Consider the following 17,134-nt stretch of genomic DNA (forward strand, 5'->3'; position numbering starts at 1 on the left):
TTATAATGATTAAGGGTAATAGATTAACAACTAACGGAAACTTAATTTAACAAAGGTGGAATTCTGATATGAATCCTAAATTTCGTGTATGTGCATCATTAATTGCAACTAGTGTCCTGCTTGGTAGTCTTGGTTTGAGCGGACAGGTCATCGATGCAAGCGCCGCTAAGGCACCCGTTTCCGCCAGCCAAAAAACGTCGAAGAATGAAGTTGTACTGAAATGGAACGGCAAAACCTTGTCACAAAAAGGTCTAGTGCTGCATGGGGTAACTTATGTGCCAGCGACCGCTTTGCGGGATGGTCTGGGGATGCCTCTTAAATATGATTCCAAAAACCGCACGTATACACTGGGTAACGGCTATAACAAGCTGAGCGCCGCCGTGTATGCTGCAAGCGAAATCGGCATTCTGGTGAACGGTTCGTATGCCGGCGAGCCGGGCGGACAGATCATCAATGGACGTCTGTATCTGCCGTTCAAAACGATCAGCGAATACATGGGCATTCAGGGACAGTGGAATCCTTCCTTGAAAACACTGAGCATGACACAGAAGAAGCTGAATGACATTACCATTAAATCGGTTGCGCTCAAGAAGAATATTCAGGGCGTAGACGCTGTTGTGAATTATCCTGTAATCAGCGGACTCGATAATGCAGAGGTCCAAGCCGAAATCAACAAAGTGTTGAAAGAAAATGCGTCCGGCGTAATCACCGGTGCGGAAGGAAACGCCGAGGAATTCCCGCCGTCGGAATCCAGTTTCCCTTACGAATTCAGCGGTGACTTCGTGGTCCATTACAACCAGAACGACATCCTGAGCATTACGGCGTATGATTATTCGTACACCGGCGGTGCCCATGGCATGACCTTCCGTAAAAGCTTCACGTTCTCCTTGAAGGACGGCAAGCAAATGAAGCTGGGCGATTTCATCAACATGCAGGGCAAGAACAAGCAGAAGCTGAACAACCTTGTGCTGAGCAAGATGAAGAAAGAGGGAGGTTACCTCGGCGGTTTTGAGGGAGTGCCTGCCGATGCCGACTTCTACGTGAAGGATAACGCGGCTGTGCTGTACTTCCAGCTTTATGAGTACACCGCCTATGCCTATGGATTCCCTGAGTTTGAGCTGAAGTTGAAAGAGTGGAAGTAAGAATATATGGTAAGCGGTTTGAGTAAACTGCAATCATTTATTTTCATACTATAGCTTGTCTAGATACATGATGCTGTCCTGATGTAACACTGTGCTGGAATCAGTTGCGATAAATCCCCTGACACGTGAGCGTGGAGCGTATACTCCCGCTTCCTGCGGTCAGGGGATTTTTTGCGTTTATCGAGAGGCTTGCCTCCGATTACGAATATGTGATCCTTAGGAATTGCTATTTTAGGCATTCTCTGATTAACATAGTTCTCTCGATGATAACTTGTACACCATGCGCACTACTCCCTGTGCGAACGGGGCGTGGTCCGTGGCAAGCAAGCCGTACGGTAAAGGTCACAAGTCGCCCTATGCGATGTACGATGCCACCCTGTTTATGGAAGCAGTGATGGTGGCGCATCATAAGGCCTTACGTACCCAGTTACCCTTGCAAAGGAAGCCTGCACGGCCTTTCTCTATTCCCCCCTCAAGTTAAGGGGAGTCCTTTTAGGAGGGGGATGGTCTTTTCGTCTTTAGAGTAGCTGATTCTTCCAGAAGATGAGAGTATCCTCGGAGGAGCAACGCGTTCGCCTTTGAAATCGAGAAACCTCCATATCCATTCATTCATGTTTCTCGATTTCAACAGCGACCGGAGGGGATACTCTCATCCAACCGGAAATGTCCAGCCATACCGAAGACAAAAGAAAAGGCAGGCACCGGATAACGGCGCCTGCCCTTTACTTCATTTCTTTTATAAGCCTTGCGGCGGTGTGTTTTCCAGTACTTGATCGATCAGTCCATACTCTTTGGCTTCGTCAGCCGTCATGAAGTAGTCGCGATCAGTATCCTTCTCGATGCGCTCCAGCGGTTGGCCGGTGCGTTCGGACAGGATGCGGTTCAGCTTGTCGCGCATTTTCAGAATGCGGCGAGCACGGATCTCAATATCCGTGGCTTGACCTTGTGCGCCGCCGAGCGGCTGGTGAATCATAATCTCGCTGTTAGGCAGTCCGTAACGTTTGCCTTTAGCGCCTGCGTTGAGCAGGAATGCGCCCATGGAAGCAGCCATGCCGACACAGATCGTCGAGACGTCCGGTTTGATGAACTGCATCGTATCGAATATCGCCATACCTGCGGTAATGGAACCGCCAGGGCTGTTGATGTAAAGATGAATATCCTTCTCGGGATCCTCAGCCGACAAGAACAGCATTTGGGCAATGATGGAATTGGCGACCACGTCATTTACGTCGGAGCCGAGGAAGATAATGCGGTCTTTCAGCAATCTGGAATAGATGTCGTACGCCCGCTCACCGCGGTTGCTTTGTTCAACGACCATAGGTATAAAACTCACGTGGAAAACCTCCTCTTAAGTACCTCATATAAATACTGTTACCGTATTACCCACATGATAAACAATTTAAATCAAAAAGTCAAAGAAAGTCAAACTATTGAGTAAAAAAAAGAGCCGTTATGGGCACTTTAGGGTAATCAGTATAGAGAATAAATGTTATAATGGCGCGCCCGCGAGGAATCGAACCTCGATCTCAGGCTCCGGAGGCCTACGTCATATCCATTGGACCACGGGCGCACAAAAATCAGCAACGAAGTTGATTATACCGCATCTATTTCAAAAATACAATAGCGGACAAAACTTTGTTCCTATTATATAGACGAGCCGGTAGTTGGCCATAATGTATAAGAATGCCTGGGGTAGAGAAATATACTTTCGGACACTTGCAACCGGCATGAATATTGGTTAGAATAAGGGTGGGACTTAAAAAGTTTAACTGGGACATTTTACGACCAGGTAGGAGAGCCGAGACGAAGTTTGCAGGAGTGGAATGCATGCGTAACCTATTAGAAATACAAGAGCAACTTCTGCCGGATCTGATGGACACTCTTAAACGAAGGTATACCATCCTTCATCAGATCAAGTTGTCCGGAATTGTTGGCCGAAGAACACTGGCTTCATCGTTATCGATGACCGAGCGTGTTCTCAGAGCAGAGACTGATCTTCTGAAAGCGCAAGGGCTGATCGAGATTGAAACGCTCGGCATGCGGATCAGCGGCTCAGGGATATGCTTGCTGGAGGAGTTGGAACCGGTCATGAATGAGTTGTTCGGACTGGTTGAACTGGAAGAGAAGATTCGTCAGGCTTACGGGCTTCGTAAAGTGGTCATTATTCCCGGTGACAGCGAGTCATCTCCGGAAGTCAAACGTGAGCTTGGCCGGGCCGGAGCAAGAACGCTGCTTAACTTTGTCCAGGATGGAGATACGATTGCCGTAACAGGCGGCTCCACGCTCGCCGAAGTGGCAGAGCAGATGTCCTCTTTGCCTGGCGGCGAACCGTTGACAAGCACTTGGTTTGTGCCGGCGCGTGGCGGCCTCGGGGAGAGCATGGAGATTCAAGCGAACACCATTGCTTCCAAAATGGCTAAGCGCGTTGGGGCTGAGTACCGATTGCTTCATGTTCCGGATCTGCTCAGCGAGGATGCTTATCAATCGTTGGTTCAGGATCAGCACATCCAAGAGATCGTGGATGTGATCAGGCGCAGCCGCGTCATTATTCACGGCATCGGGGATGCCATGGAGATGGCCAGACGGCGGAAGCTGGATGAAGGCTCTATCCGGAACTTGCAGGCAGATGGCGCGATCGCGGAATCCTTCGGCTATTATTTCAGCGAAGATGGCGAAGTTGTCCATAAAATGCTTACCCTTGGACTCCGGCTTGAGGATATTATGCGGACGGAGACCATCATCGGCATTGCTGGAGGGCAAGGCAAGGGCAAAGCGATTCACGCGGTGCTGAAATTCGGGCACGAGGACATACTCGTTACGGATGAAGCCGCGGCATTGGAAGTCGAGAAGGAAATTGACGCCGGCATCTGAGTCCGCGGGCGTACAACTGATTTTTCATTTTTGTTGTCTTGATTGGCTTAACGGCCAATCTTGAATATATAAATTTTACAAATATGGAGGGAACTACTCATGGTTAAAGTAGGTATTAACGGTTTTGGACGTATTGGACGTAACGTATTCCGCGCTGCGCTGAACAACAGCGAAGTTGAAATCGTGGCAATCAACGATTTGACGGACGTAAAAACGCTGGCACACCTTTTGAAATATGACACGACTCATGGCAGACTGAATGCAACTGTTGAAGCTAAAGAAGGCGCACTCGTTGTCAACGGCCGCGAAGTGAAAGTATTCGCTGAGCGTAACCCTGAAGCATTGCCTTGGGCTGAGTACGGCGTTGAAATCGTTGTAGAATCCACTGGTATTTTCACAGCGAAAGACAAAGCTTCCGCTCACTTGAAAGGCGGCGCTAAGAAAGTTATCATCTCCGCTCCAGCTACTGACGAAGATATCACCATCGTTATGGGCGTTAACGAAGACAAATACGATGCTGCTAGCCACACCATCATCTCCAATGCTTCTTGTACAACGAACTGCTTGGCTCCTTTTGCAAAAGTTCTTGACGAGAACTTTGGTATCGTTAAAGGATTGATGACTACAATTCACTCCTATACAAATGACCAGCAAGTGCTTGATCTGCCGCACAAAGACCTGCGTCGTGCTCGTGCAGCTGCCGAAAACATCATTCCTTCCACAACAGGTGCTGCTAAAGCGGTTAGCCTCGTTCTGCCACAATTGAAAGGCAAATTGAATGGTAACTCTATGCGTGTACCTACGAAGAACGTTTCCGTAACGGACCTCGTCGTTGAGCTGTCCCAAAACGTAACCCTTGAAGATGTAAACGGAGCGCTGAAAGCAGCTGCTGAAGGCCCGCTGAAAGGCATCTTGAACTACTCCGAAGAGCCGCTTGTATCCAGCGACTACAATGGCGATCCAGCTTCTTCCACTATCGATTCGCTCTCCACGATGGTAGTTGGCGACAACATGGTGAAAGTTGTTTCTTGGTATGACAACGAGTGGGGCTACTCCAACCGTGTCGTTGACCTCGCTGCTTACATCGCAAGCAAAGGTCTGTAATTGATCTAGCCATTCAACCGAAGAGGAGTTCCGTTCACGGGTCTCCTCTTTGGTTCATGGTTTTTCCTTGTTTTCATGCCAGAGCACTGGGAAGAATAGATAAGAATCCGGGCGCTGGTTAGACGATAGAGAGAGATACGAGAGCAACTGCATGCTGTCGGTGAGGAGAATAGTTTTCTTAGGAGGAACGTGGAGATGAACAAGAAAAGTGTACGTGATGTAGAAGTAAGCGGCAAACGGGTGTTTGTCCGCGTCGATTTCAATGTACCGCTCGAAGATGGTAAAATTACAGACGACACTCGTATTCGCGAGACTTTGCCGACGATTAAGTATCTGGTGGAGCAAGGAGCGAAAGTCATCCTGGCCAGCCACATGGGTCGTCCCAAAGGAGAGGTCGTAGAATCTTTGCGCCTGACTCCGGCGAGTCAGCGTCTGTCGGAACTGCTCGGCAAACCGGTAGCCAAAGCGGATGAAGCGGTAGGAGAAGCCGTTAAAGCTCAAGTCGAGAAGCTGCAAAACGGCGATGTGCTCGTACTTGAAAATGTTCGTTTTTACCCTGGTGAAGAGAAGAATGATCCGGAACTTGCGAAGCAATTCGCTGAGCTGGCCGATCTGTTCGTGAACGACGCGTTTGGTGCTGCTCACCGCGCGCACGCTTCGACAGAGGGGATTGCTCATCATCTTCCGGCCGTATCGGGATTGTTGATGGAGAAAGAGCTGTCCGTTCTCGGCAAAGCCCTTTCGAATCCGGACCGTCCTTTTACCGCCATCATCGGTGGATCGAAGGTTAAGGACAAAATCGACGTGATCGACAACCTGCTTACGCTTGCTGACAATGTCATCATCGGCGGTGGACTTGCTTACACGTTCTTCAAAGCTCAAGGCCATGAAATCGGTCAATCTCTGCTTGATAAAGAGAAGCTTGATGTGGCACTCGGTTTCATCGAAAAAGCCAAAGAGCTGGGCAAAAACTTCTACCTGCCGGAAGATATCGTCGTTACGGACGAATTCAGCGCAGACGCGAATACCAAGGTCGTTGATATCGACGGCATCCCAGCCGATTGGGAAGGCGTTGACATCGGTCCTAAGACTCGCGCCAAGTATGCAGAAGTGATCAAGAACTCCAAACTTGTCGTGTGGAACGGTCCTATGGGCGTATTCGAAATCGCTCCGTTCAGCAACGGTACTCGTGAAGTGGCACAGGCCTGTGCGGAAACGGAAGCTTACACGATTATCGGCGGCGGCGACTCGGCTGCAGCAGCGGAGAAATTCGGCCTTGCCGACAAGATGGATCACATCTCGACAGGCGGCGGCGCATCTCTTGAGTTCATGGAAGGCAAAGCACTTCCTGGTGTTGTGGCACTGAACGATAAATAGAATGAGGAATTACATTGGATAGCAAGTGGATGAAGTTTGGACCCTGGAGTATCTTCGGGGGAATAAAGGAGTGAATCGTGTGAGAACACCTATCATAGCTGGTAACTGGAAAATGTTCAAAACTGTTCCGGAAGCAACTTCATTTATTGAAGATGTGAAAGGCAAAGCGGAAGTAGAAGGCGTGGAAAGCGTGATCTGCGCGCCGTTTACCAATCTTCCTGCATTGGTTGAAGCGGCAAAGGGCACGAACATCAAAATCGGTGCACAAAATCTTCATTTCGAAGACAATGGCGCCTTTACGGGTGAAATCAGCGGCTTGATGCTGAAAGACCTGGGCGTGGACTACGTCATTATTGGACATTCCGAGCGCCGTCAGTATTTTGCTGAAACCGATGAGATCGTGAACAAGAAGGTACATGCGGCATTCCGTCATGGTCTTCTTCCGATCGTATGCGTTGGCGAGAAGCTGGAAGAACGCGAAGCCGGCCAAACCAAAGACGTGTGCAAAGTACAAACGGAAGCAGCGTTCGCAGGTGTTCCTGCTGATCAAGCGGTTCATGTCGTTATTGCTTACGAGCCAATCTGGGCAATCGGAACGGGCAAATCCTCCACGGCAGAGGATGCGAATGAAGTCATCGCCTATATTCGCGAACTCGTTAAAGGCCTGTACGGCGAAACCGTTGCAGACCAAGTCCGCATTCAATACGGCGGCAGCGTGAAGCCTGAAAATGTAGCGGAGTATATGGGACAAAGTGACATCGACGGCGCGCTCGTTGGTGGTGCAAGTCTACAACCGGCTTCCTACATCGCACTCGTTGAGGGGGCGAAGTAAATGTCTGCTCCAAAACCCGTAGCTCTGATCATCATGGACGGTTTCGGGCTTCGCAACACCGAGGTGGGCAATGCGGTCGCTCAAGCGAACAAGCCTAACTACGACCGGTATTTGAAGCAATATCCGAACACCACGTTGACCGCTTGCGGCGAAGCCGTAGGCTTGCCGGAAGGTCAAATGGGGAACTCCGAAGTGGGTCACTTGAACATCGGCGCAGGCCGGATCGTGTATCAGGATTTGACCCGCATCACGAAGTCGATTCGCGAAGGAGAATTCTTCGAGAACGAAACGCTGGTGGAAGCCGTTCGCGCTGCCAAGAACAACAACAAGAAGCTGCATCTGTACGGGCTGGTATCCGACGGTGGCGTTCACAGTCACATTGAGCACATGTTTGCGATGCTGGATCTTTGCAAGAAGGAAGATTTCCATGACGTATACATCCATGGTTTCATGGATGGACGCGACGTGGCACCGGACAGCGGCAAGCAGTTCGTTAAGGATCTGATTGCGAAGATTGAGGAAGTGGGCGTTGGCCAAATCGCTACGCTTTCCGGTCGTTACTACGCAATGGACCGCGACAAGCGTTGGGACCGCGTCGAGAAGGCTTACCGTGCGATGGTGTACGGCGAAGGCCCTAAATATACGGATCCGCTGAAAGCCATCACCGAATCCTACGAGAAATCGGTTTATGATGAATTCGTGGAGCCGACCGTCATGGTAAATGGCGCGGGAGAACCGGTAAGTCTGGTGGAGAGCGGAGATTCCGTCATCTTTCTGAACTACCGCCCTGACCGTGCGATCCAGCTGTCCCAAGTGTTCACGAACAAAGATTTCCGTGGTTTCGATCGCGGACCGAAGTTCCCGCAAAGCTTGCATTTTGTCTGCTTGACGCTGTTCAGCGAGACGGTGGAAGGCTTCGTCGCCTACAAGCCGAAGGATCTGGACAACACGCTGGGCGAAGTGTTGGTTCAGCACAACAAGAAGCAGCTTCGCATTGCGGAAACGGAGAAGTACCCGCACGTGACGTTCTTCTTCAGCGGCGGACGCGATGTTGAGCTTCCAGGCGAAACGCGCGTATTGATCAACTCGCCGAAAGTGGCGACGTACGATCTGAAGCCGGAGATGAGCGCCTATGAGGTGGCGGATGCTTGCGTGAGAGAAATCGAAGCGGATAAGCATGACGCGATCATCTTGAATTTCGCGAACCCGGACATGGTTGGTCACTCCGGTATGCTGGAGCCTACCGTTAAAGCGGTAGAAACCACCGATGAGTGTGTTGGCAAAGTGGTGGATGCCGTTCTTGCCAAAGGCGGCGTGGTTATCATTACGGCTGACCACGGAAATGCGGACATGGTATTCGATGAGAATGGCCGTCCATTCACCGCGCATACCACGAACCCGGTTCCGTTCATCGTAACGGATGAGAACGTAACGCTGCGTGAAGGCGGTATTCTGGCCGACATCGCGCCAACGATTCTTGATCTGATGGGGCTGCCGAAGCCTGACGAGATGACGGGAACCTCCATGATTGCAGCACGTAAATAAGTAGTTCATAATGGAACATAAACATAACATTTCAAAGGAGACTATACACATGACTATTATTTCTGATGTATATGCACGCGAAGTCCTTGACTCCCGCGGCAATCCAACCGTAGAGGTTGAAGTATACCTGGAATCCGGTGCAATCGGTCGCGCTATCGTTCCATCCGGTGCTTCCACTGGCGTTCACGAAGCTGTTGAGCTTCGCGACGACGACAAATCCCGTTACCTGGGCAAAGGCGTTCTGAAAGCCGTTGAGAACGTGAACGAAATCATTGCTCCTGAAGTGATCGGCATGGACGCTTTGGACCAACTCGGCATCGACAAACTGATGATCGCTTTGGACGGTACGCCAAACAAAGGCAAATTGGGTGCGAACGCCATCTTGGCCGTATCCATGGCTGTAGCTCGCGCTGCTGCTGATGCTTTGGATCTTCCGCTGTATGTATACCTTGGCGGATTCAACGCCAAACAACTTCCAGTGCCTATGATGAACATCGTGAACGGTGGCGCTCACGCGGACAACAACGTTGACGTACAAGAATTCATGGTATTGCCTGTTGGCGCACCTAGCTTCAAAGAAGCTCTTCGCATGGGCGCTGAAATCTTCCACAACCTGAAATCCGTTCTGAAGGGCAAAGGCCTGAACACGGCGGTTGGTGACGAAGGCGGCTTCGCTCCTAACTTCACGTCCAACGAAGATGCACTGTCTTCCATCATCGAAGCGATCGAAAAAGCCGGCTACAAGCCAGGCGAAGATGTATTGCTGGGTATGGACGTTGCTTCCACCGAGTTCTTCAAAGATGGCAAGTATGTTCTGGAAGGCGAAGGCAAATCCTTCACGCCGGCAGAATTCGTTGACCTGCTCGCTTCTTGGGTAGACAAATACCCGATTGTAACCATCGAAGACGGATGCTCCGAGGACGATTGGGAAGGTTGGAAATTGCTCACCGAGAAATTGGGTAACAAAATTCAACTCGTGGGTGACGACCTGTTCGTTACGAACACGGAGCGTCTGGAAAAAGGCATCAACGAGGGTATCGGTAACTCCATCCTGATCAAAGTTAACCAAATCGGTACATTGACTGAAACTTTCGATGCGATCGAAATGGCAAAACGCGCAGGATACACGGCTGTCATCTCCCACCGTTCCGGTGAGTCCGAGGACAGCACGATTGCTGATATCGCAGTGGCTACTAACGCAGGCCAAATCAAAACGGGTGCTCCTTCCCGTACCGACCGTGTGGCGAAATACAACCAATTGCTTCGCATCGAAGACCAATTGGGCGAGCTTGCTCAATACAACGGCTTGAAGTCGTTCTACAACCTGAAGCAAAAATAATTGAAATAAGAGAAAGCCCGGCTCCTGCTTTTGAGGGAGCTGGGCTTTTTTGCATTGATTTGAGGAGCTGCAGGGTTGGGGCTGCACACTCTAGTATCGTGCCGTGGGGCGGTGCGTATATCGTCTCCGGTCGCTGTTAAAATCGGGAAGCTGGAATGAGACAAGCTGAGGAAGCTTCCCGATTTTAAAGGCGAACGCGCTGCTCCTCCACCGATATACGCACCTGAGCAGGGGGGAGGCGTGCATCCACTTGTGAGTATTTCATAGCAGTGCAAAGAAGAAAGCCTAGCTCTGTGATGTCACATGAGCCGGGCTTTTGGGCGTGGGAGAAGAAGAGATCGAAGGCTGCACACTCTGTTATCGTGCCGTGGGGCGGTGCGTATATCGTCTCCGGTCGCTGTTAAAATCGGGAAGCTGGAATGGAATAGGCTGTGCGACGGCCGGGATACTCTAGTAGATCTACAAGCCTATCTTTTTATAGTTCAAGTTTCCTATATTTGCCGTTATAATGATGAAGACGGAAGTTATAGGAAAAATACTAGAAGTAAGGTGGCTTGAATCTATGAAACGATCACTCCAACGATCGAGAAAATGGCTGATTCTGCCTGCGGCTATGCTGATCGCAGCAGTCTTATCGGCCCCCGATGCCCATGCGGCTGACGTTCAGCAGCTGACGGGAGATCGAACGAAGCAGGATATCCTGAATAAATGGCAGCAGTACAAACCCATGGATACTGGCACATCCTACATGGGGCCTGAACGAATTTACATGGAATCGCCAAGCGTCGCCGTACCCTATAAGGCAGGGACGATAAAACCGGAATATATCGAGGACGGCCTTCGCGCCGTCAACTTTGTAAGATACCTATCCGGCCTGCCCGATGACGTGACGGCCAACCCTTCGCTTGCAGGGCAGCAGCAGGCGGCAGCGCTAGTAAACGCTCTGCATCAAAAGCTGAGCCATTATCCAACCATGCCGGCCGGCATGGACGATTCGCTGTACGCTTCAGCGAAGGAAGGAGCGAGGACAAGCAACCTTTACGGGGGCAGCCCGACCTTTTATGACAATGTCCTTGGTTATATGGCGGATAGCGGTACTACGAATATCGACCGCGTCGGACACCGCCGGTGGATCATCAATCCGGAGATGAAACAGACCATGTTCGGCATGGTACATAACGCCAACAACGTGGCCTATGCGTCGATGTACTCGATGGACAAGGGCCGCCCGGCTTCCGAAGTTCAGTATGATTACATCGCCTGGCCGTCTGCAGGATATTTTCCGGAAGAGGTTTTTAAGACAAACGATCCATGGTCGGTGTCGTTGAACCCGCAAAAGTATGACCGGACAAGAACGGATCAGATTCAAGTGAAATTGACCCGTGTCAGGGACGGGAAAGAGTGGAGCTTTGACAAAAGCGACAACGATAAATCGGGCAAATATTTCAATGTGCAGACCAGCTATTACGGCGTGCCGTTTGCCGTCATTTTTAGGCCTGACGGCATAGGCGATTTTGCGTCGGACGATGCCTTCACCGTTCAGATCACGGGTCTATATACCGCTTCCGGAAGCGCGGCACAGGTCGAGTTCACCACGACGTTTTTCAAAATGATGCCTGGTTTGTTGGCCCGCTACGATATTCAGCTTCAAAAGGGGGAGACCCTTCAAATGGGCCTCACCGACGGACTGCAGACCAGCGGCAATACGTTCAAAAGCGGAGATAACCGGATCGTGGAGATTGATGCAAACGGCAAGGTCAAAGCCGTAGGCAAGGGATCGACATGGATCTCTGTCAATGATTATCTGGAGTCAAGAAGCCGGGTCTACGTTAACGTGAATGATGGTCCGGCTGATGGCAAAGTGAGTAACTGGGCTCAAGCGGATTACATGAAGGCAAAAGCGAATGGCATTATCGGCTGGCCGTTTGACCGATCCTATCAGCAGCCGATCACCAGGGTGGAGTTTACGGAGATGGCGGTACATATGATCGAGACCATGCTGGGACAGGATCTATATAAGGATGTCACCGACGTTAAGACCCCGTTTAAGGACGTCGATGATTGGACCGTGACGTGGGCAAGCCAAAACGGTATCATCAACGGCACATCGCCTCAATCCTTCTCGCCGCGAGCGACCATCACCAGAGAACAGGCTGCCGCGCTGATCCTTCAGGTGTATGCCAAGACGAATGAACTGAAAGGCAGACCGGCATCAACCGGATCCGTTTCGGCTTCTCGATTTGCGGACGACAGCAGCATCTCGCCATGGGCGAAGGAACAAGTATACCAAGCGACTAACCTCTCTTTAATGAACGGCATGGCCAAGAATCAGTTCAACCCGAAAGGCGAGCTCACATTCGAGCAGACGTATGTGCTGCTGTTAAATTGCTTTGAAATGCTGATGGAAAAGTAAGTCCTTAAATTCGATATCAAACGCAACAGGCAAGATCAGGAGTGACTGACCTCGACGTTAGCGGGCGTGATCGTTAACGCGCTTGAGCACGAAATGCGTTGATGCAATCGATGAGGACCAAGCTCTCTCGGAGAGTTTGGTCTTTTTTGTCTGATAAAAATAGAACAAATCTACACATCCACTATGCCTGCGCCCAGCATCAACCGCACATATCCATGCAATTTCAGACATTGCCATTCTCAAGCGAACCGGTGCTGATATAATTGAAGAACAAGCGAGCGAAAAGGAGAGTGCGGGAGGGTGCTGAACCGAATACGATCCCTGTTTCCACACAAGCTGAAATACCGTCTGTTTGCCGCGTTCGTTCTGGTCATACTGCTGCCTTTCGGCATTTTGAATTTGTACAACTATCAGCGGATCGAGACCTTGGTCCAGGAGAAAATCAGCCAGCAGAGCCACAGCCAGCTGGAGCAGATGTATCGAACGCTGGAGGATCAGTTGAGCGTAGCCTTCAAAACGCTGATATTTCTGGAGCAGGATTCGACGGTGGCCTCCGTGCTGACCCATCCCGGGCAGCGGCAGGGGCTCGAGAACAAAAACCTGATGGAGGAGAAGTTCAAAAATTTGAACAACAGCTTTTTCCTATATAATCCGTCGGTCTACTTCACGATTCTCGACTTTCATGGCAACGCTTACACTTCTTATTCTCCCAGGGAGGCGCTCGATTACAGGAAGCTTCGGGACAACCCTGGCTTTGATAGGGAAGAGATGGAGGGTGTGTCGTACCATTGGGTTTCGAGCGATGCGAACTACGTGCTGCGGGATATCTCGACGAGTCCTTACCTGCTGTCACTGTACGCATACATGGAAACTCCCCGCAACAAGCCGTACGGCATGGCCCGGATCAGCATCGATTACTCCTTCTGGTTTCAATCGGTATTGAAGCAGTCGACGCTGCGACAGGAGTATTTTTTGATTACAAGCGCTGGGGAGAACGTATCCCAATCGATCTTGAACAGCAGTCTGACCGGCGAGGTGAAAGCCAGGATTGCGGCCGAGCCCAGGCAGAAGTATTTTATCGATAAGGCCTCCAACACCCTGGTGAATTACATTTACGTGGAATCGCTGGATTGGTATATCGTGAACCGGATTCCGCTGACGGTGCTCTTTAACGAGATCGAGGAGCTGAAGCGCCAATATTTCATGACCTTTTTCCTGCTGACCGGCGCTTTCCTCATCATGACCTTCATTATTGCCGCCACGATTACCCGGCCGTTATCCCATTTGCAGAATAAGATGAAGGCGGTTGTCCGCAACAATCTGAAAATCCGGCTGCCGGAGCACAAGTTCCGGGGCGAGATTCTGGAACTGACGCAGACGTTCAATTCCATGCTCAACGACATGGATGTGCTGATTCAGCGATTGAAGGCCGAGGAAAGGCAGAAGGAAGCGGTGCATTTTCATATGCTGCTGGCTCAGATGAACCCCCATTTTCTGCTCAACACGCTAAATACCGTCAAGTGGAGTGCCATTCGCCACGGGAATGAGGATATCACGAATATCACACTGTCTCTGGGCAAGCTGCTGGAGGCGAGCCTGAATACGGAGAAGGATCTGGTGCATTTGAAGGATGAAATCGAGCTGGTGCAGGCCTACGTCCATATTCAGCAGGTGCGTTATAATCACCGTTTTGACGTGACCTTTGCGTATGATGAGGACATCCTCTATGCGCTTGTACCCAAGCTCTGTCTCCAGCCGCTCGTGGAGAATGCCATTATACACGGAATCGGGCCGCTGCCGGAGCAGGAGGGTCTCATTGAAATTAAGGTTACCCGGGAAGGGCCAAACCGATTGGCGGTGGAGATCAAGGACAACGGCGTCGGCATGGAGCAGTCCCGGCAGGCGGGCGGGATGCGTAAACGACCGGGCATCGGACTCAGCAATGTGCAAGAGCTGCTGCGGCTGCTATTTAAAGAAGAGGGCAGCATGGAGATTATTTCTTCGGAGCGGGGAACGCGGATTCGATTCTCCATCCCGTTATTAATTTCAACGCCTTATCAGAACAATCACTTGATTTCATCATAACGGGCAGATTATTCGTCTTTGGCCTGTGTAGGCTTGGATTCGGATTTTAAAAAGCTTCGAGGAGGGGAGACCTATGTGGAAGGTGCTGCTGGTGGAGGATGAGGTGTTTGTGCGAGAGTCCGTGCGGGAGATCATCGCGTGGGAGGAGCTTGGATTCAAGGTGGCGGGAGAGGCAGGCAACGGCGCCGAGGCGCTGGAGATGATCCGGAGCAATCCGCCCGATCTTGTGCTGACCGATATCGTGATGCCGGAGATGGACGGCGTGGAGCTCCTCCGCAGAACCCGGGAAGAGGGATACGCTTCTCGGTTCGTGATGCTGACCTGCATGAGTGAATTCGAGTATGTCCGGCAAGCGATGGAATACGGGGCATCCAACTATATCCTGAAGCTGTCGATGAGCGTGAATACGCTGAGGGAGACGCTGCACAAAATGAACGCCGAGCTGACCAAGAGTAACCCGAGCCCGAACCCAAGCCAACCTGTTTCGATTCCGGTCGCGTCCACCGAGACGATGCCGTCACAGTCGGCGCATCATGCCTCCCCCAAGGAAATCACATCGCACCCGGAAGTACAGAAAATATTGCAGTACATCCATGAGCACTACGAGCAGGACATTACGGTAAAATCGATGTCGGGCTACGTGATGATGGGCGAGAATTACGTCAGCGCGCTCTTCAAGAAAAAGACCGGACGCACCTTGATTCATTATTTGCACCAGGTCCGGGTGGATAAAGCCATCGCGTATTTGCTTCAAACCGACCTCCCTGTTCACGAGATCGGCCTTCGGGTGGGGTTCGTGAACGACAATTATTTTATTAAAATATTCAAGCGGTTGACCGGCTTCACGCCGAGCAAATACAGACAACACGGCAAAGACGCTAAATAGAACGATTCTATGCAAGGCATAGGATTCGCCGAAACAGGAATCCCATCGTTTTGTTCCATGATCTGAATGGATATGTAGCTTAAAAGCGGCTCCCGTTCCCTGCTACGATGAGAGTGCATCACACCAATATGATTCTCGGGGAGGTCTCTAATGTGAGAAATAAAAAAGGATGGGCGATGCTTCTCATCGGCGTATTGCTAATGGGTCTTCTTGCAGGCTGCGGCGGCAAAACCGCATCATCCGCGAATGAGGGACAAGGAACGGACAATTCGAAAGCGCCTTCATCCGGCGATCCGGTCAAACTAACCATGTGGGGCGGCGTACCGCCGGAGGCCGGACCGCAAGAGGTCATCGACGCGTGGAATGCCGAGCATCCCGATATTCAAGTCGAGTATGTCCGCTACGTCAATGACGATGACGGGAACCTGAAGCTCGATACAGCCATGATTACAGGGCAGGATGTCGACCTGTTCGTGAATTACACGCTTTCCCAAACGTCCAAACGGGTGGAGTCCAATTTGGCCTTGGATCTGAGCCAATTCGACGATTACAATATCGACGAGAAAATGGGGCCCGACGCTGAAGGCTGGAAAATCAACGGGAAGTATTACGGGATGCCGACCACGAAAAGCGCCTTCTTCGTCGCGCTGAACAAGGATGCCCTTGATGCGGCCGGCCTGCCCGTTCCGAAGGACTGGACGTGGGATGAACTGCGCGAATATGCCAAGAAGCTCAAAGTCGGCAATAACTACGGATTTATTCAAAATATGGAGCCGTTCGTCGATCCGATTGATTCGGTGTTATCGCAAGAGGGGTACACCAAGGCGGACGGAACTTCGAATCTGGACCACCCGCTGGTCAAAAAATGGCTGGAAACCCTGAACGTCATGATGAAGGATGACAAGACCACGCCGCCGCTTGGAGAGCAGCTGACTTCCAAAATGCCGGTGGAGCAAGTGTTCCTGAGCGGGGAAGTGCCTATGCTGAATATCGGGGCTTGGCTGCTGCGAAGTTCGAATAACTTTACGGATTTCCCGCGCGACTTCACTATCGCGTTCGCTCAAGTGCCAAGACTAACGGACAGTGCGGACAGTTACGTGACAAGGGGCGGCCTCGGTGATTACATCTCCATTAATGCCAAATCCAAAAAACAAGCGGAAGCTTGGGAATTCCTGAAGTGGTATGCGGACGGAGGCATGGCTCCTATGGCCGCGGGCGGAAGATTGCCGGCTTCGAAGGACGCCGATCAGGAAGAGGCGTTAAATAACCTGCTCGGCGATAAGAAAGACACGTATGACCTGGATTCCTTGATGCACGTCATGTTCGAAGACAAAACGCCTACGTACGTTAGGAGCTTGCCGCAAGAGGTGATGGATATGCGGGCTCAGGAGTATGAGAAGTATTTCCTTAACGCCCAATCGCTCGATCAAACGCTGGAGGCCATGGTGAACCGGCACAATACGTTTTTAAAAGAAGGCAAATAAGGGGCTGTCGGCACCAATAGAAGGGGACTATCGCTTCGGGCGGCGGTCCCCTTTTT

The 17,134-nt window shown here is 51.0% G+C and carries 12 protein-coding genes and 1 tRNA gene; 11 read left to right on the top strand and 2 right to left on the bottom strand.

Features of this window, described 5'->3' with window-relative positions; genetic code table 11:
* Nucleotides 1-68 precede the first annotated feature (68 nt).
* A complete protein-coding gene (locus MHH82_RS01065) occupies nucleotides 69-1,142 on the top strand; it encodes a PdaC/SigV domain-containing protein (protein ID WP_009593665.1) in 1,074 nt (357 codons plus the stop codon).
* Between the two features lie 736 nt (nucleotides 1,143-1,878).
* Here the strand turns inward: MHH82_RS01065 and clpP are convergent.
* Together clpP and MHH82_RS01075 are read right to left on the bottom strand one after the other, a co-directional pair.
* The gene (clpP, locus tag MHH82_RS01070) at nucleotides 1,879-2,475 is read right to left on the bottom strand and encodes an ATP-dependent Clp endopeptidase proteolytic subunit ClpP (protein WP_009593635.1); all 597 of its coding nucleotides are present in this window, start codon (nucleotides 2,473-2,475) and stop codon (nucleotides 1,879-1,881) included.
* A 162-nt stretch (nucleotides 2,476-2,637) separates the two neighbouring features.
* A tRNA-Arg gene (locus MHH82_RS01075) sits at nucleotides 2,638-2,712 on the bottom strand.
* 257 nt (nucleotides 2,713-2,969) lie between these two features.
* Here MHH82_RS01075 and MHH82_RS01080 point away from each other — a divergent pair.
* From MHH82_RS01080 to MHH82_RS01125, 10 genes are all read left to right on the top strand, one after another.
* A complete protein-coding gene (locus MHH82_RS01080; protein WP_009593661.1) occupies nucleotides 2,970-4,013 on the top strand; it encodes a sugar-binding transcriptional regulator in 1,044 nt (347 codons plus the stop codon).
* 99 nt (nucleotides 4,014-4,112) lie between these two features.
* Entirely contained in the window at nucleotides 4,113-5,117 is a 1,005-nt protein-coding gene (gap, locus tag MHH82_RS01085; protein WP_012818436.1) for a type I glyceraldehyde-3-phosphate dehydrogenase, read from the top strand.
* 195 nt (nucleotides 5,118-5,312) lie between these two features.
* The gene (locus MHH82_RS01090; protein WP_012818437.1) at nucleotides 5,313-6,494 is read left to right on the top strand and encodes a phosphoglycerate kinase; all 1,182 of its coding nucleotides are present in this window, start codon (nucleotides 5,313-5,315) and stop codon (nucleotides 6,492-6,494) included.
* A gap of 79 nt (nucleotides 6,495-6,573) precedes the next feature.
* Nucleotides 6,574-7,326: a triose-phosphate isomerase gene (gene tpiA, locus MHH82_RS01095; protein WP_012818438.1), complete on the top strand. Its 753-nt coding sequence runs from the start codon at nucleotides 6,574-6,576 to the stop codon at nucleotides 7,324-7,326.
* On the top strand, nucleotides 7,327-8,871 hold the full coding sequence (gpmI, locus tag MHH82_RS01100; RefSeq protein ID WP_012818439.1) for a 2,3-bisphosphoglycerate-independent phosphoglycerate mutase: 1,545 nt from the start codon (nucleotides 7,327-7,329) through the stop codon (nucleotides 8,869-8,871).
* 49 nt (nucleotides 8,872-8,920) lie between these two features.
* The gene (eno, locus tag MHH82_RS01105; RefSeq protein WP_009593642.1) at nucleotides 8,921-10,210 is read left to right on the top strand and encodes a phosphopyruvate hydratase; all 1,290 of its coding nucleotides are present in this window, start codon (nucleotides 8,921-8,923) and stop codon (nucleotides 10,208-10,210) included.
* A gap of 562 nt (nucleotides 10,211-10,772) precedes the next feature.
* A complete protein-coding gene (locus MHH82_RS01110) occupies nucleotides 10,773-12,623 on the top strand; it encodes an S-layer homology domain-containing protein (RefSeq protein WP_012818440.1) in 1,851 nt (616 codons plus the stop codon).
* 300 nt (nucleotides 12,624-12,923) lie between these two features.
* Nucleotides 12,924-14,708, top strand: a complete 1,785-nt coding sequence (locus MHH82_RS01115; RefSeq protein ID WP_340962611.1) for a sensor histidine kinase — start codon at nucleotides 12,924-12,926, stop codon at nucleotides 14,706-14,708.
* A 73-nt stretch (nucleotides 14,709-14,781) separates the two neighbouring features.
* Nucleotides 14,782-15,594, top strand: coding sequence for a response regulator (locus MHH82_RS01120; protein ID WP_340962613.1), 813 nt, complete (start codon nucleotides 14,782-14,784; stop codon nucleotides 15,592-15,594).
* Between the two features lie 152 nt (nucleotides 15,595-15,746).
* Nucleotides 15,747-17,078 (top strand): ABC transporter substrate-binding protein, encoded by a 1,332-nt coding sequence (locus MHH82_RS01125; protein ID WP_012818443.1) that lies wholly within the window; start codon nucleotides 15,747-15,749, stop codon nucleotides 17,076-17,078.
* Nucleotides 17,079-17,134: the final 56 nt, after the last annotated feature.

The organism is Bacillus sp. FSL K6-6540, assembly GCF_038007545.1.

Excerpts from the sequence above, each read along its gene's own strand:
- MHH82_RS01065 (WP_009593665.1), top strand. The coding sequence starts at position 69 with ATGAATCCTAAATTTCGTGTATGTGCATCATTAATTGCAACTAGTGTC.
- MHH82_RS01080 (WP_009593661.1), top strand. The coding sequence starts at position 2,970 with ATGCGTAACCTATTAGAAATACAAGAGCAACTTCTGCCGGATCTGATG.
- gap (WP_012818436.1), top strand. The coding sequence starts at position 4,113 with ATGGTTAAAGTAGGTATTAACGGTTTTGGACGTATTGGACGTAACGTA.
- MHH82_RS01090 (WP_012818437.1), top strand. The coding sequence starts at position 5,313 with ATGAACAAGAAAAGTGTACGTGATGTAGAAGTAAGCGGCAAACGGGTG.
- gpmI (WP_012818439.1), top strand. The coding sequence starts at position 7,327 with ATGTCTGCTCCAAAACCCGTAGCTCTGATCATCATGGACGGTTTCGGG.
- eno (WP_009593642.1), top strand. The coding sequence starts at position 8,921 with ATGACTATTATTTCTGATGTATATGCACGCGAAGTCCTTGACTCCCGC.
- MHH82_RS01110 (WP_012818440.1), top strand. The coding sequence starts at position 10,773 with ATGAAACGATCACTCCAACGATCGAGAAAATGGCTGATTCTGCCTGCG.
- MHH82_RS01120 (WP_340962613.1), top strand. The coding sequence starts at position 14,782 with ATGTGGAAGGTGCTGCTGGTGGAGGATGAGGTGTTTGTGCGAGAGTCC.